Below are 13,761 nucleotides of genomic sequence, written 5' to 3'. Positions count from 1 at the left end.
GGCACACGGGCCGGTCAGGGATGAGGCCTCGGACGCAGGCCGGTACTTCGCCCAGTTTCCCCTGCGCTGGCGCGTGGTCCTGTCCCAGCTGCCCCTGACCATCTCCGTGGCCATCGTGTTCGTGTTTGTCCTGGTGGTGCCCCAGCCGGCAGGCCACGGGCCGGGGACCATGCCGGCCGCGACTCCCGGGTTCTTCCTCGGGGTGACCGGGGTCATGGTGTTGACGCTCGCGGCGGTGGTCATCCCCTGGGACCGGTTGCCGTCCCTGACGTACTGGTCCATCCCGTTGCTGGACTTCATCCCGATCGCCCTGATCTGGGAGTCCGCCCGGTTCGCGCTGGACGGGATGACCATGCTGCCCGCGTTCCCCGTCTTCTGGCTGGCCTGGTCCGGCATCTACCCCTTCTGGGGCCTGTTGCTGGGGTTCATCGGCAGCGCCTCGGCGATCTGGTGGCCCTACCTGATCAACCTGGGCACCGTGGCCCGGGAAGACCTGTTCCGGCCGGCGCTCGTGCCGTTCTTCATGCTGTCCCTGGCGGTCGCCGCGAGCGTGCTGGCGCGCAGCATGGACCGGCAACGTGATGAGCTCAAGGACGTGCTGGCCACGACCCACCAGCAGAACCGCCGGCTGGAGGCCATCCTGGACACCACGGACGTGGGCATCGTGGTGACCGACCGGGAGGGCAACGGCCTGATCTGGAACGCGGCGCAACAGCGCCAGCACCTCATCGGCCAGCCGGAGGGACGGCACGACGCCACGGAGAGCGAGCTGCTGATCTTCGAACCGGACGGCGTCACCCCGGTCCCCGCGGAGGAACGCGCGCTGTACCGGGCCGTCCGCGGGGAGAGCTTCTCCGACCGGCTCTACGCGCTCGGGGTGGATGGCAGCCAGCAGTTCATGTCCGTCTCCGCCCAGGCCATGAGGGACGACGACGGTGAGTTCGACGGCACCGTGGTGGTCTTCCAGAACGTCACCGACCTGATCGACGCGATCCGGGCCCGGGAGAAGTTCGTGGCGGACGTCTCCCACGAGTTCCGCACCCCGCTGACCTCGATCATCGGGTACCTGGACCTGGCGATCGAGGACGAACAGGACGAGGTGGTCGCGCGCTACCTGCGGACCTGCCAGCGCAACTCGGAACGGCTGCTCGCCCTGGTCAACTCGCTGCTGGACTCGGCCTCCGGCAACGCCGTGGCGGCGCTGGAGCCCACGGACCTGGCCCGGCTCGTGCAGCACAGCGTGGAATCGGCGCAGGTGCGAGCGGACAACGAGGGGATCACCCTGGTCACGGACCTGCCGGAGGGACTGCCCGTGCAGGCGGACAAGATCAAGATGAGCCAGGTCGCGGACAACCTGATCTCCAACGCCGTCAAGTACACCGAGTCCGGCGGCACGGTCACCGTGACGGTCCGCCGATCGGGGGACTGCGCCGAGGTGGCGGTCGCGGACACTGGCATCGGGATCAGCCCCGAGGACCAGGAGGGGTTGTTCACCAACTTCTACCGCACCGAGCACGTCCGGCGGGCAGCCATTCCCGGGACCGGCCTGGGCCTGGCCATCACGCGGGCCTTCGTCCGCGCCCACGGGGGCGAGATCAGGGTGGTCTCCGAGCCCGGGGTCGGCTCGACCTTCACGGCGTCGATCCCGGTGGACGGTCCCTCGGCGCCGTCAGCGGAGGCGCCGGAAGCAGAGGAGTCAGCAGAGCCAGCGGAATCAGCGGAGTCGGCGGAGTTACGATCACGCTAGACGTCGATTCCACCGGCGTGTCCCGACGTGCAGCGTGATCGTAACTCTCGCCGGGTGGTCGGAGGTCGGAGGTCGGTGGCCGGGTGGCCGGTGGTTCAGGCGAGCAGGCGCCAGCTGCCCGGTTCCACGCGCGAGCCGGCACGCAGCCGGGCGGCACCGGACTCGTCCCAGGGCTCGGAGCGGGCGATGTGCTCGGCCCGCCCCGTCCAGGCGGTGCAGACCTGGGGGATGTACGCGTCCTCCTGGCCCATGAACAGCCGGCGGCGGAACATGGCCCACTCGATGGCCGGCACCGCCACGGAGTAGGCCCCGCCGACGTCGATGCCGTCCAGCTCGTGCAGGACCGCGTCCCGGCCGGACTGCGCGGCCAGCCAGACGCGCGTCGAGGCCGGAGACAGCGGCCGGGCCAGGGCGGCGAGCCCGACGTCGAGGCTCGGGTCCGCCTCGGAGGGCACCGGGAGCAGGTCGGTGGCATTGCGCCAGTCACCGAACGGGGAGCCGTCCGGGAGGACCACGGCACCCTCCTGGTCGCCGGTGTTGCGCCAGGGGTCCTCGGGGTCCAGGGTCTCGACCAGGTCCGTCAGCACGCCGGAGGCCCACAGGCGGAACCACTGCGGGTCGGTGGAGGAGATCCGCCGCAGTTCATCACTCGCCGATGCGCGGTACTCGTCGGGGACCAGCGGTTCACACCGGCTGATGGTCCACCTCGAGACAGCCTCTCTTATGGTCACGACAACGTCCTCTGGTCTGACGGGCACTGCGGCTGGGGGGTCGCCGCGGGGTGCGGCAGGGGATCGCCGCGTAGTCAAGTCTACCGAGGGCATGCTCGCTCAGAGGGGGTTCAGTCGCGTTCCGCGTAGCGCTCGAGTAGGGATCGTCACCCTCGGTCACGGAACGCGTACGGTCGCGGCCCGGGTTCGAGTGGTGCTGACGAAACCGGCGGCCGACAAGGAGTGATGATGCATAGGACGGGCATGGCGGAGGACGGACAACCACGGCGGCACCCGGTGCTGGAGACGTTCTGCCGGCGGCTGGAGTCCATCCTCTGGGGCCGGGCCGCCGAGACCCTCCGGGACGCCGGACGGCCGGCCGGGGAGCGGGAGGTCCTGCTGTTGCCGATGTGGGACTGGCGCCTCCCCGCCATGGAGATCGGGCGCAAGGGTCTGGACCATGAGACCGGTGCGGCACTGCTGATGCCGGTGCGCCTGGACTGGGGTGGCAACGACGCCCTGCTGCACCTGGTGGACCCCGCCGGGCCGTCACCGTCGTATCGCTGGACGGCACACTCCATGGGGTGGGGTGACACGGGTGAATTCCAGCCGAATAGTTCCAGATCAGCATCCCATCCCGGGCTGTGCGACGGTATAGTCGGCAGTGATAACCATTACGCCCCCGGGATCCGCCGCTGTGCCGTCGAAGACCTTGATGAGCTCGTCCGTGCCGGTCGCCAGTCCCAGTGGCAACTATTGTTCAGTCTCGAGCCGTTCGTCACCTCCACCGTTCACAAGGCCCACTCAGCAGTGAGCCATGAGATCAGTGAATTGACCGGGCGGTTCCAGCCTGTATTGCACGACACGGGAATCGAGCAGATCGTGAACGTCTTGATGGTGGGTGAGCCCACGGCCGGGGTGGCCGATACCCCGAGCGTGCCCCGGCTCCTGGAGCAGTGCCTGCGCCACGACCGGTTCACCACGGTGGATCCCCTCATGTTCCTGCGCCGCAATCTGCGCCGGGACGCTGAGGACCAGGTCCGCCGGGCCATCGGGGACCCGCGGATCGGTCCCAAGGTCCGTCGCCTCGCCCGGCAGATGCCCGGTGCCAGCGTGGGAGAGATCGTGGCGGCCTACCGTCTCGAGCACCCGAAGGACAGGCTCTCCACCGCGCGGGCCGAGGCGGCCCTGCAGGTGGGTTCGGACCCGATGGCCCGTTCCGTCGCGCTGGACCCGGAGACCAACCGGGGTGCCCGGTGACCCCCGTCTTCACCCCGGAGGGGGTCGCCGGGTCCCGCCGCCCCGTGGGACGCCGGACCGTCGGGCCCGAGACCCCCTCGATGGGCGAGTCGGCCCCGATCGGCCGGTCCGTCCTGGCGCCCCGGGGGGCCCGACGCGCGGTCGCCGTCGTCGCCGAGCAGCGTCCGGTCCTGGACCAGTTGCGCGAGATGGCCGAGGCCTCCGGTGATGAGCGGCTGCGGTTGCGGGACGGGTTCATCGGGGACCAGCGCAAGATCTTCCGCCTCCTGGCCCACCGGTTGTGCCGCACCATGGGCCTGAGCGCCGCCCTGCACCGGGACGACGTCGAACAGCTCGTGGCGATCGAGGCCCTGACCTGGGTGGATGAGCTGCTCGAGGACCCCTCGGCCCTGGGGGCCATCGAGAACTTCAGCGGGATGCTGCACGTGCGTTCCCGGGCCGCGGTCCGCGCCTGGGCGGACCGCAACCTGTCCCCGGCCTCCGGCATGGTCTCCCTGAACCGCCGGGTGCGCAAGCTCAACCAGCTGCGGGACGAGATGCGTGCCGCCACCGGTGCAGAGCCCACCGACTGGGAGCTCACGCATGAGCACAACAAGCGCATGATGGCCGCCCGGAAGGACGCCGCCAAGCAGGGGATGCTCGCCACCACCGCCGACTTGCGCGTGGCCGGCCCTGCCGTGGACATCCACGCCCTCGAGCTGGCCGTCGTCGGCCCGGAGGAGTCCCTGCTGCACCCCACCGAGGGACCGGCGCTGGTCCGTGCGGTGATCGAACGGGCCCGCCGGATCGGAGGGGTCACGTCGGACGTCGCCCAGTCATGGCTCTCCGGCGTCTACGCCTCGGAGGGCTCCCAGCGGGTCCTGACCACCGGTGAGGTGGCTGAGCAGTTGGGCCTGACGCAGGAGACGGCCGCCGCCCAGATCCGCAAGGTCCGCACCCTGGCCAAGCGGGTCCTCGCCGACCAGCTGGGGATCCTCAACGCCTAAACCGGCCGACCCCCTCCAGGGTGGTGGAGCGTGCCGCGTTCCAGGGGACGTTGCGCGTTCCCCGGAACGGTCGATGCCCGCTCGTCGGGCAACGGCCTCGGCGTGTCGCGAGGACACGCCGGGGGAACACGCCGCTGTGACCAACGCCACATGATGGTGCAGGTCACACCGGGGATATGCCGCACACATACCGGGTATGCGAGCAGAGAACCTTTCCACCGATACCGCCTGCCGGGACCTCCTGGACCGCTGGGCGGCGGGTGATCTCCCGGAGACCCAGGTGCGCCGGGACGTGGCCACCATCCTGACCCGTTCCGGGATCTGCCGAGAGGTGTCCCGCGAGTACCAGACGTGGCACCACGGCCTGGCCTCCGGGCCCCAGCTGAGCCAGGACGTCGAGTCCGAGTTCGACGAGTTCCTGTTCCGCCGCGTCACCGAGGAGGGCCCGGACGCCTTCTTCGACCTCGAGCGCGCCCGGGCCGCCTCGGTCACCGGCTGGGCGCGGCAGACCCTGCGCTCCGCCCGCAAGTCGATCCTGCGCAACATCCACAACCGGACCGCCGCCCGTCAGGAACTCGTGGCCCCCACCGGTCCCGAGGAGGGTGCGTCCACCGCCGCCGCGAGGGCCTTCCAGACCACCGCGGCCCCCGGCGCCCTCGAGGACGGTCCGGAGATCGCCCAGCGGATCATGCTGGAGGAGGCCACCGAGTGGCTGCGCTCCAAGGCCTCGCACCACCGGGGAATCGCCCGCACCCAGGCCGGGGCCGCCGCCCTGAGGTTCGCCTTCTCGCTGCCGGACCTGGTCCGCCCGGACTGGCGCGTCCGGCGTCGGGCCCTTCCGGTCCTCGAGGCCGACCCTAAGGCCGCCCACCGGGCCGCCCAGGCGATGCTGGCCTGCCTGACCCGGATCCACGGCTGGCGCGGGCTGTTCGAGGCCGCCGACCAGGACCTGATGACCCTGTGGGACGACTACTCGCGGGCCCAGCTGTTCGAGGTGGTCTCCAGGGATCCGGTGATCGCGTACACACTGGCGTTGGAGACCCTGTCCGACCGGGCCCGTCCCGACCGCCCCTCCGTCCGCGCGTTCCGCAACGCGGTGAAGGACCTGGCCCCGGTCCTGAAGAACGGCCGCAAGCCGACCGGGTGGCGCACCGCCGCCAACGCCGTGGTCGACGCGTTCCTGGCCGAGGAGTTCGAGGCCTACTCCGCGTTCGACACCGCCGGCGCCGCCGTCCACGAGGAGAGGACCGCCGAGCGCGAGTCCGCACTGGCCACGGCCTGGGACGCCTACGAGGCGATGGTCCGGTTCGCGGGTGCCCCCCTGGGCGGCACGCACGCGCAGGTCCGCGAGCGCCTGGAGGGCATCATCGACGGCATCCTTGGCGGGGGCGTGGAGATCCCGGACAACGTCACGCTGCTGCGCGCGGCCTGACGCCCGGACGCCTCACACGTCATCACCGGCCCGCACGGTCATCAGCCCGTCCACGGTGCCGGTCTCGATCCGTCCCGTGCGCGCGAATCCGGCCCAGTCGGCACGCATCCGACGGCCCCAGGCCTCCGTCTCGGCGGGGTCGAAGCCGTGCAGCAACCGGGTGCCCCACACCTTGCGGTTGCCGAACAGCAGGGGCAACTCGGCCGCGTGCGCGGAGGACAGCGGATTGTCCTCGGCCTCGGCGTGCACCAGGTAGTGGTAACCGTGCCCGCGGGCCGCGGCGTGGCGGCGGATGAAATGCTCCGCCCCGCGGGTGAAGATCACGTCGGTCAGCCACCGCACCAGTCCCTCGTGAATGGGCGGGCCCAGGACCGGGATCCGGTGCAGCCTCGCGACGGGGCCGACCACGGGGGCGAACAGGGCCGCCTCGCGCAGGTTGGACCCCACCAGGACGTCCACCCGCCGGGCGGCGTCGATCCAGGCCGCCTCGCGCCGGTCGGCCCCGGGCAGCGGGTGCTCGCCGTACTCGGGACCGAACGGCATGGCCCCGCCCAGCCCGAGCCGCAGGGCGAACCACGCCAGGTCGGCCTCCATCCGCAAGAGGTCCTCCACGGGGGCATCCGCCGGCAGTCGGGAGGCGCGCTCGCCCAGGGCGGCGGTCATCGCGGCCCGTCCGCGCATCAGCCCGATCGGCGCCGACTGCATGATCACCCGGGAGAACAGCCCCTCGGTGCCCTCGGCGATCATCAGGTGGGCCGCCGCGTCGGCCCCGGCGGACTCGCCCCAGACGGTGACGTTCTCCGGGTCCCCGCCGAACGCGGTGATGTTGCGGCGCACCCAGCGCAACGCCTCGATGATGTCCAGCAGTCCGAGGTTGGCGGGCACGCCGTCGCGGCCGAGGAAGCCGAACATCCCGAGCCGGTAGGTGATGTTCACCGTGACCACCCGCTGTTCGCTGACCAGCGCGCCCGCGTCGTAGTAGGGCTGGTCGCCGGCGCCGATCACGTACCCGCCGCCGTGGATCCACACCATCACCGGCAGCCGCTCGTCCGGGCCGGCGCCCGCCGGGGTGGTGACGGACAGGTACTGGCAGTGCTCGGAGATCTCCAGCGGCCCCAGGAACCTCCCGGGAGAGACCCCCTCGAGCGCGCGGACCGGCCGCTGCGGGCAGGCCGGTGACCAGCCGGTCGCCTCCACGGTCCCGACGGCGGCCGGCTCCGGCCGCGGGGGCTCGTACCGGTTCGCGCGGGCGTACCGGATGCCGGTGGCCCGCCACACCGGGGAACGGCCCGGGCCCTCGTCGACCCAGCCGCGCAGGGTGCCCGCCGGGCAGGTCCACTGGGGTACGGAGGTCATGCGCCCAGTGTGGCATCTGAGTTACGAGCACGCTGCACGTTGGGACACGCCGGGCCGATCACCGTCGAGCGTGATCGTAACTCCCTGATCTGGGTCGGCATGGCATGAATCGGGGTCGGCATCGCGCCCGGCCGCGCAAAACCAACCCCTCGCGCGCAGCGGCCCGCATAGGGATCAGTGGACGACCGACGAGACGGTCGACGGGGAAGGGGAGAGTCATGCCTGTGACGGTCAACGCGCTGCATTCCGACCCGGCCCTGCCGCCCGGCGGGGGTGCGGCCCTGCACCGGGACGGCCGGTTCACGGCCGGCTCCGAGTCCGCACCGGGCCGCGTCCGGCACTCTGCGGGCGGTGGGCTCCCGTGAACTTCGTCGCGCAGGACATCTCCGCACAGATCATGATGCTGGAGACCAGGGCCCTGAAGACCATGACCGCGAGGGGATTCGACCGGCGGGTGGCCGAGGCCGCCAGCCTGGCGGCGCCCGTGAGCCGCGGCTCGGTGGTGGCCACGCAGGGGCTGCGGGCCGTCATCGGCGGGCTGCCCGTGGCCGTCGGGGACGTGGTGACCGTCGGCGGGACCGGGGGCGACGGAACCCGGACCCACCCCGGGCTCGCCGGCGTCGAGGCCGAGGTGGTGGCCGTGCACCACACCGAGGCCACCGTCGTGCCGCTGGCCGAGGGCTGGGCACCGGCCGCCGGAACTCCCGTGACCCTCGCGCACCGCGGGGGAGAGGTACCCGTGGGCGACGGGCTCATCGGCCGCGTCATCGACGCCCTGGGCCGTCCGGTCGACGGCAGGGGGCCGATCACCGGGACGCGTCTGGTCCCCGCGCACCATCCCGCCCCGCACGCCCTGGACCGCACCGCCGTCACCGGGCAGCTCGGCACCGGCGTGCGCGCCGTGGACACCTTCACCGCCCTGGGCCGTGGCCACCGCATCGGCCTGTTCGCCGGCCCGGGCACGGACACGTCCTCGTTGCTGGCCATGATCGCCCGCGGCACGGACGCCGCGGTGTCCGTCATCGCCCTCGTGGGCGTGGACGGTGGCACGGTCCGGGACTTCCTCGACGACCTCGGGCCCGAGGGGCTGGCCCGGTCCGTGGTGGTGGTGGCCACCGAGGACGAACCGGCCATGATGCGCCGCAAGGCCGCGTTCACCGCCACCCGGATCGCCGAGCAGTTCCGTGACCAGGGCCGCCACGCCCTGCTGATGCTGGACTCACTGACGCGCGTGGCCGGGGCCCAGAGCCAGATCGGGCTCTCCGCTGGGGAACCGCCGGCCCGTGGGGGCCATGCCCCGTCCACGGTCTCCCTGCTCGCGCAGCTGCTCGAGCGTGCCGGCGCCGACCACCCCGGTTCGCTCACCGGGATCTACACCGTCCTCAGGGACGGCGACGACCCCGAGGACCCCGTGGCCGAGGCCGCGCGCCCCCTCCTGGACGGGCACCTCGTGCTCGAGCGCCGGCTGGCCGAGGCCGGTCACGTCCCGCCCCTCGACGTGCTGGCGTCGATTGCCCCGTGCGCCTCGGCTCTCACGGGCCCGGCGGACCAGGCGGCCGCCACCGTGGTGCGCCGGGCGATGGCCGAGCTGCGTGCGGTCCAGGCCCTGATCGAGGTCGGTGCCTACGTGCCCGGGACCCGTCCGTTGGCCGAGGCCGCCCTGACTGCCCGGCCCCACCTGGACGCCTTCCTGCATCAGGCCACGGACGACTCGACCGCCCCGGCCGAGGCCTGGTCCCGACTGCGCGGCCTCGCCGGCCTGCTGAGCGTGGACGACGCCGGCGCCGAGGGGCGGGCTGCCTGATGCCCGGGTTCCGCCGGAAGTCGCTGGCGCACGTCCGCACGCTCCGGGAGGACCTGGCCGCGGCCCGGCTGGCCGACGCCCAGCCACCTGCCCCGGCCGAACAGCACCGTGGCGCCCCGGACGGGTTACACCGTTCGGCCCTCGAGCGCACCCTGTTCGAGGACCGCGGAGGAGTGCACGTGCTGGTGGCCGCCGGCATCGCCCGGGCCGCCACCGCCCAGCACCTCGCCGGGACCGAGTCCGCCGAGTCCGAATCCGCCCAGGCCGAGGCAGATGAGGTGCGAGCCGCCGAGCAGGCCCTGATGCTGGCCGTGCAGGCCCGCCGTCGCGCCGAACGGGTCAGGGACCACCGCGACCGGCAGCAGCGAGCGCTCACGGGCAGGGCCGACCAGCAGGAGCTCGACGCGCTCGCGTCCACCGCACACCGCCCGTCAGGTGATCACCGCTGAGCACCGAGGTCCTCGCCCCCTGGATGTGAGATGGGTCACGGCCTGCGGCGCCGGTACCCATGAGCCGACCCGCCTCGACCCGCCTCGACCCGCCTCGGCGCACCTCGACAGGACCGCGTCCGAACCGCCCCGGGGTCTCGGTCGCGGGCGCCGGCACGCGGGCCGCCATAGGGCTGACCAGGGGCGATGACGAACATGCGCCTCCTCCTGACCGGTCACCCTCCCGCCGGCATGCCGTCCTCGACACCGGCGTCCCCCAGCACCCCCTCACCGGCACCCGGGCCCGGACGCCTCTCCTTCCCGTCCAAAACCTCCGGCCGCCCCTCCGGGCGGTGCATACGGATCTGGGGGGACTCGGAGGGTTGTTCCCCTGCGCCTGAAACGGACGACAGAAGGAACCAGCATGACGCGACCCACTCGCACCGCATCCCCGACAGCAGACAGGCACCGCCCGCCCCTGTCCCGGACCCTGACGGGTGCGCTGGCCGCACTCGCGCTCACCGGCGCCACTGCGGCCACCGCCGTCCCGGCCGCCGCGGCACCCGTCATCGTCCCCGCCGCTGCCACCCAGAGCTGCTCCACCCCGGACTTCACCGATTCCGCCCCTGGGTCCAGTTTCTACAGCGCCATCACCTGGATGCGGTGCGAGGGCATCACCACCGGCTACGCCGACGGCACCTTCGGCAAGAACCGTCAGATCACCCGCGGGGAGACCGCCCAGTTCCTGTACCGCCTGTCCGGGGAGAAGCACGATCCCGGCACGGACCGCGACTTCACCGACGTCAATCCCAGCGGAGCCGGGTTCGAGGCCATCTCCTGGATGAAGGCCAAGGGCTACACCAGTGGATATGGCAATGGCTACTTCGGGCCCGGCGACCCCATCACCCGGGGACAGCTCGCCTTCTTCCTGCAGGGGATGTCCGGGGAGGCCGGCTTCCGGGCCCCGCGGACCTCTCCGTTCACCGACATGACGCCCACCAGCGCGTTCTACCGGGCCACCACCTGGCTGGCAGCCACCAAGCTGGTCAGCGGCTACGCCGACGGCACGTTCCGCCCGGGCCAGCCGGTCAAGCGGGGTGAGGCGGCCGGCTTCATGTATGCCATGGAGACCCGGACCAACGGGACCCCGCCCGCCTATCAGGTCCCGGCCCCCGTCATCAGCAGTGCCGGGGTGAACCCCACCGGCGGCTCCGGCGGCGCCTACCGGGACGCCCAGGCCATCCCCTACAGCAACGGCACGGTCACCTCCGCCTACCACCTGTACGCCGACCACCTCAACGGAGCCAGGCCGCACGGGATCATGATCCACCTGCACGGTGACGGGGGCTGGGAGTACAACGACCAGAAGTGGTCCTCCATCCCCGAGTACCTCAAGCTGGCCGAACAGCACGGCATGATGCTCGTGGTGCCCAGGACCCCGGACCAGGCCAGCAAGACCTGGTGGCGCAACGCCAGCTCCAGCCAGTGGGCCGCCGACCTGCTCAAGGACCTGGGCCGCAAGTACAACCTGGACCTGAACCAGGTGTACTGGACCGGGTACTCCGGGGGCGCCGACACCGTCGCCCGGCACATGGTGAACACCCACTCGGCCGGGTGGACCGGCGGGGCCGCGGTCATCGTCGCCGGTGGCGGCATCTACGGGCAGAAGGCGCCGCGGCAGCCCATCTCGGCCACGCTGAAGAAGAACTTCGAGATGCACTGGGTGGTCGGGGCCGACGACACCCCGGCCGCCGGCGGGGCCTCGGGCACCTACGACGCCGTGGAGGCGGCCCGGCTCGGCTACCAGTTCTACACCGGCCAGGGGATGAGGACCACCCTCACCATCAAGCCGGGCATGGACCACTGGGAGATCTCGCCCTCCGGCCCGCAGAAGCTCGCCCAGGTCCTGGCCGGGCGGTAGCCCCGCGGTGCCGGCCGCCCCCCGGGGGGAGCGCACCGGTGATCCCGACGCCGGCCGGGCGCCTTCCTCACGAGGCGCCCGGCCGCGGACGAAACGGACCGCCGCGACATCACGTCTGCGCATGCCCCGGGGTATGAATCCCACGCATGCCCAGGACCTTCAGGACCCCATCGCCCAGCACGTCCAGGACAGGGACGGCGTGCGCGGCGGGAGCGTCGAGACCTGGCAGGACATCGCCGGCCAGTACCGCGTGGGCCACCGCGGGGAGGGCTCCCTCCTGATCGCCGTGGAGGACCTGCTGCTGGACCTGGGGGAGGCCCTGGCCGCCCGGGCGCTCCGGGAGTCGAGGGCCGGACAGCAGGCCCTGGTCCGGCGGACCCTGCGGTTCGAGCGGCACGTGCACGAGCTGTACCGCTGTGCCGAGACGGACCCGCAGGCGCAGATGGCCGTGACCGCCCTGGACCTCGGCGCGCCCCGGTGGTTGTTCGAGGGTGAGGAGGGCGCCGCGTGGCGCCGGGAGATCACCGCCCTGACCGACTACGCCGCCTGGGCCTGCGCGCCGTGCGCAGGGGACCACGGTCCAGACGGACCCCGCAGCGTGCCGGGACGCCTGGACTGACCCCGGACGCCCCGGGACGCCGGCTGGTGGCCGGGGCCGCCCGCCGGAGCTTCCTAGAATGGTGTGCATGCCTGCGGCCACTGACACCCCCACCGCCCCGCTCGTGCTCGGCATCGAGTCCTCCTGCGACGAGACGGGATTCGGGATCGTGCGCGGGACCGAACTGCTGGCCAACGCCGTGGCGTCCTCGATGGAGGAGCACGTGCGCTTCGGCGGGGTCATCCCGGAGATCGCGGCGCGGGCCCACCTCGAGGAGTTCATCCCCACGCTGCAGCAGGCCCTGGACACCGCCGGGGTCACGCTGCAGGACCTCGACGCGATCGCCGTGACCTCGGGTCCCGGACTGGCCGGGGCGCTCATGGTCGGCGTGGCCGGCGCCAAGGCCCTGGCCCTGGCCACGGGCACCCCGCTCTACGGCATCAACCACCTGGTCGCGCACGTCGGCGTCGGGCTGCTGGACGAGGTGACGGGCGCGGGGCCGGAGGCCGGCCGCGGCACCGGGCCGGCCGTCGTCGTGGGGTCCGGTGCGGGCGGGGGCCGTCCGCTGCCGGAACACCTCGGTGCGCTGCTGGTCTCCGGCGGGCACACCGAGATCCTGCGGGTCAACCGGCTCACCACGGACGTGGAACTGCTCGGCTCGACCATCGACGACGCCGCCGGCGAGGCCTATGACAAGGTCGCCCGGCTGCTCGGGGCCGGCTACCCCGGCGGGCCCGTGATCGACCGGCTGGCCCGGCAGGGCAACCCCACCGCGTTCCGGTTCCCGCGCGGGCTGAGCGCCCCGAAGTTCGTGGGCACCGCGCAGGAACCCGGAAAGCACCGGCACGACTGGTCCTTCTCCGGGCTGAAGACCGCCGTGGCCCGGTGCGTGGAGCAGTTCGAGGCCGCCGGCGTGCCGGACGAGCAGATCCCCACGGCGGACATCGCCGCGTCCTTCCAGGAGGCGGTCGCGGACGTGATCACCGCCAAGGCGGTGCGGGCCTGCACGGAGCACGGGATCGGGCACCTGCTGCTCGGCGGCGGCGTCGCGGCGAACTCCCGGCTGCGTGAGCTGCTGGCCGAGCGCTGCACGGCGGCCGGCATCGGGCTGACCGTCCCGCCGCCGCGGCTGTGCACGGACAACGGCGCCATGGTCGCGGCCCTGGGGGCGCAACTGGTGATGGACGGGGTGGCGCCGTCCGGATTGGGCTTCGCCGCGGACCCGGGCCAGCCGGTGGGTGAGATCTCCCTCGGCGCGTGAGGGCCGCCCGTACCCTGGCCGCCGGAACTGCCGCCCACCGGAGTCACGATCACGCTCGACGGTGGGACACGCCGGGCCGATCACCGTCGAGCGTGATCGTAACTCTGAGTTCGCCGTGACTCCACGGGCTCAGGCCCCGATGGACGCCCGCGTCCGGGCCACCGCATCGGCGACGACGGCTCGGAGGGGAGCATGGAGATCATGCCCGGCCAGCGGGGTGGACGCGGGCAGGCCGGCGGACTCCATCTGCTCCACCGT

General features: G+C 72.5%; 12 protein-coding genes. 10 read left to right on the top strand and 2 right to left on the bottom strand.

Going from position 1 to position 13,761, the window contains the following annotated elements; all coding sequences use genetic code 11:
* On the top strand, positions 1-1,747 hold a 1,747-nt coding region (locus Q0283_RS02565), incomplete at its 5' end, for a cell wall metabolism sensor histidine kinase WalK (RefSeq protein ID WP_298042668.1).
* Positions 1,748-1,842: 95 nt separating this feature from the next.
* On the opposite strand, the gene Q0283_RS02560 is transcribed toward Q0283_RS02565, so the two are convergent.
* A complete protein-coding gene (locus Q0283_RS02560; protein WP_183527386.1) occupies positions 1,843-2,478 on the bottom strand; it encodes a hypothetical protein in 636 nt (211 codons plus the stop codon).
* Positions 2,479-2,703: 225 nt separating this feature from the next.
* Between Q0283_RS02560 and Q0283_RS02555 the strand changes: the two genes are divergently transcribed.
* From Q0283_RS02555 to Q0283_RS02545, 3 genes are all read left to right on the top strand, one after another.
* The gene (locus tag Q0283_RS02555) at positions 2,704-3,717 is read left to right on the top strand and encodes a hypothetical protein (protein ID WP_183527384.1); all 1,014 of its coding nucleotides are present in this window, start codon (positions 2,704-2,706) and stop codon (positions 3,715-3,717) included.
* Positions 3,714-4,703, top strand: coding sequence for a hypothetical protein (locus tag Q0283_RS02550; protein ID WP_183527382.1), 990 nt, complete (start codon positions 3,714-3,716; stop codon positions 4,701-4,703). The genes Q0283_RS02555 and Q0283_RS02550 overlap by 4 nt, the downstream gene beginning before the upstream one ends.
* A gap of 196 nt (positions 4,704-4,899) precedes the next feature.
* Positions 4,900-6,135 (top strand): hypothetical protein, encoded by a 1,236-nt coding sequence (locus Q0283_RS02545; RefSeq protein ID WP_183527381.1) that lies wholly within the window; start codon positions 4,900-4,902, stop codon positions 6,133-6,135.
* A gap of 12 nt (positions 6,136-6,147) precedes the next feature.
* Here Q0283_RS02545 and Q0283_RS02540 read toward each other — a convergent pair whose 3' ends face one another.
* Positions 6,148-7,491 (bottom strand): carboxylesterase family protein, encoded by a 1,344-nt coding sequence (locus Q0283_RS02540; RefSeq protein ID WP_298042662.1) that lies wholly within the window; start codon positions 7,489-7,491, stop codon positions 6,148-6,150.
* A gap of 218 nt (positions 7,492-7,709) precedes the next feature.
* Between Q0283_RS02540 and Q0283_RS02535 the strand changes: the two genes are divergently transcribed.
* From Q0283_RS02535 to tsaD, 6 genes are all read left to right on the top strand, one after another.
* The gene (locus tag Q0283_RS02535) at positions 7,710-7,856 is read left to right on the top strand and encodes a hypothetical protein (RefSeq protein WP_298042659.1); all 147 of its coding nucleotides are present in this window, start codon (positions 7,710-7,712) and stop codon (positions 7,854-7,856) included.
* Entirely contained in the window at positions 7,853-9,295 is a 1,443-nt protein-coding gene (locus Q0283_RS02530; protein ID WP_298042656.1) for a FliI/YscN family ATPase, read from the top strand. Before Q0283_RS02535 ends, Q0283_RS02530 begins: the two co-directional genes overlap by 4 nt.
* Positions 9,295-9,744, top strand: a complete 450-nt coding sequence (locus tag Q0283_RS02525; RefSeq protein WP_298042653.1) for a hypothetical protein — start codon at positions 9,295-9,297, stop codon at positions 9,742-9,744. Before Q0283_RS02530 ends, Q0283_RS02525 begins: the two co-directional genes overlap by 1 nt.
* A gap of 403 nt (positions 9,745-10,147) precedes the next feature.
* The gene (locus Q0283_RS02520) at positions 10,148-11,644 is read left to right on the top strand and encodes an S-layer homology domain-containing protein (RefSeq protein WP_298042650.1); all 1,497 of its coding nucleotides are present in this window, start codon (positions 10,148-10,150) and stop codon (positions 11,642-11,644) included.
* 133 nt (positions 11,645-11,777) lie between these two features.
* Positions 11,778-12,263 (top strand): hypothetical protein, encoded by a 486-nt coding sequence (locus tag Q0283_RS02515; RefSeq protein WP_298042647.1) that lies wholly within the window; start codon positions 11,778-11,780, stop codon positions 12,261-12,263.
* A 67-nt stretch (positions 12,264-12,330) separates the two neighbouring features.
* Positions 12,331-13,503: a tRNA (adenosine(37)-N6)-threonylcarbamoyltransferase complex transferase subunit TsaD gene (gene tsaD / locus Q0283_RS02510; RefSeq protein ID WP_298042644.1), complete on the top strand. Its 1,173-nt coding sequence runs from the start codon at positions 12,331-12,333 to the stop codon at positions 13,501-13,503.
* The last annotated feature ends 258 nt before the right edge of the window (positions 13,504-13,761 follow it).

The organism is uncultured Citricoccus sp. (assembly GCF_937871995.1).
In the GTDB taxonomy this organism is placed as follows: domain Bacteria; phylum Actinomycetota; class Actinomycetes; order Actinomycetales; family Micrococcaceae; genus Citricoccus.
The sequence above is the reverse complement of the archived record's forward strand: the minus strand, read 5'-3'. Positions and strand labels throughout refer to the sequence as shown.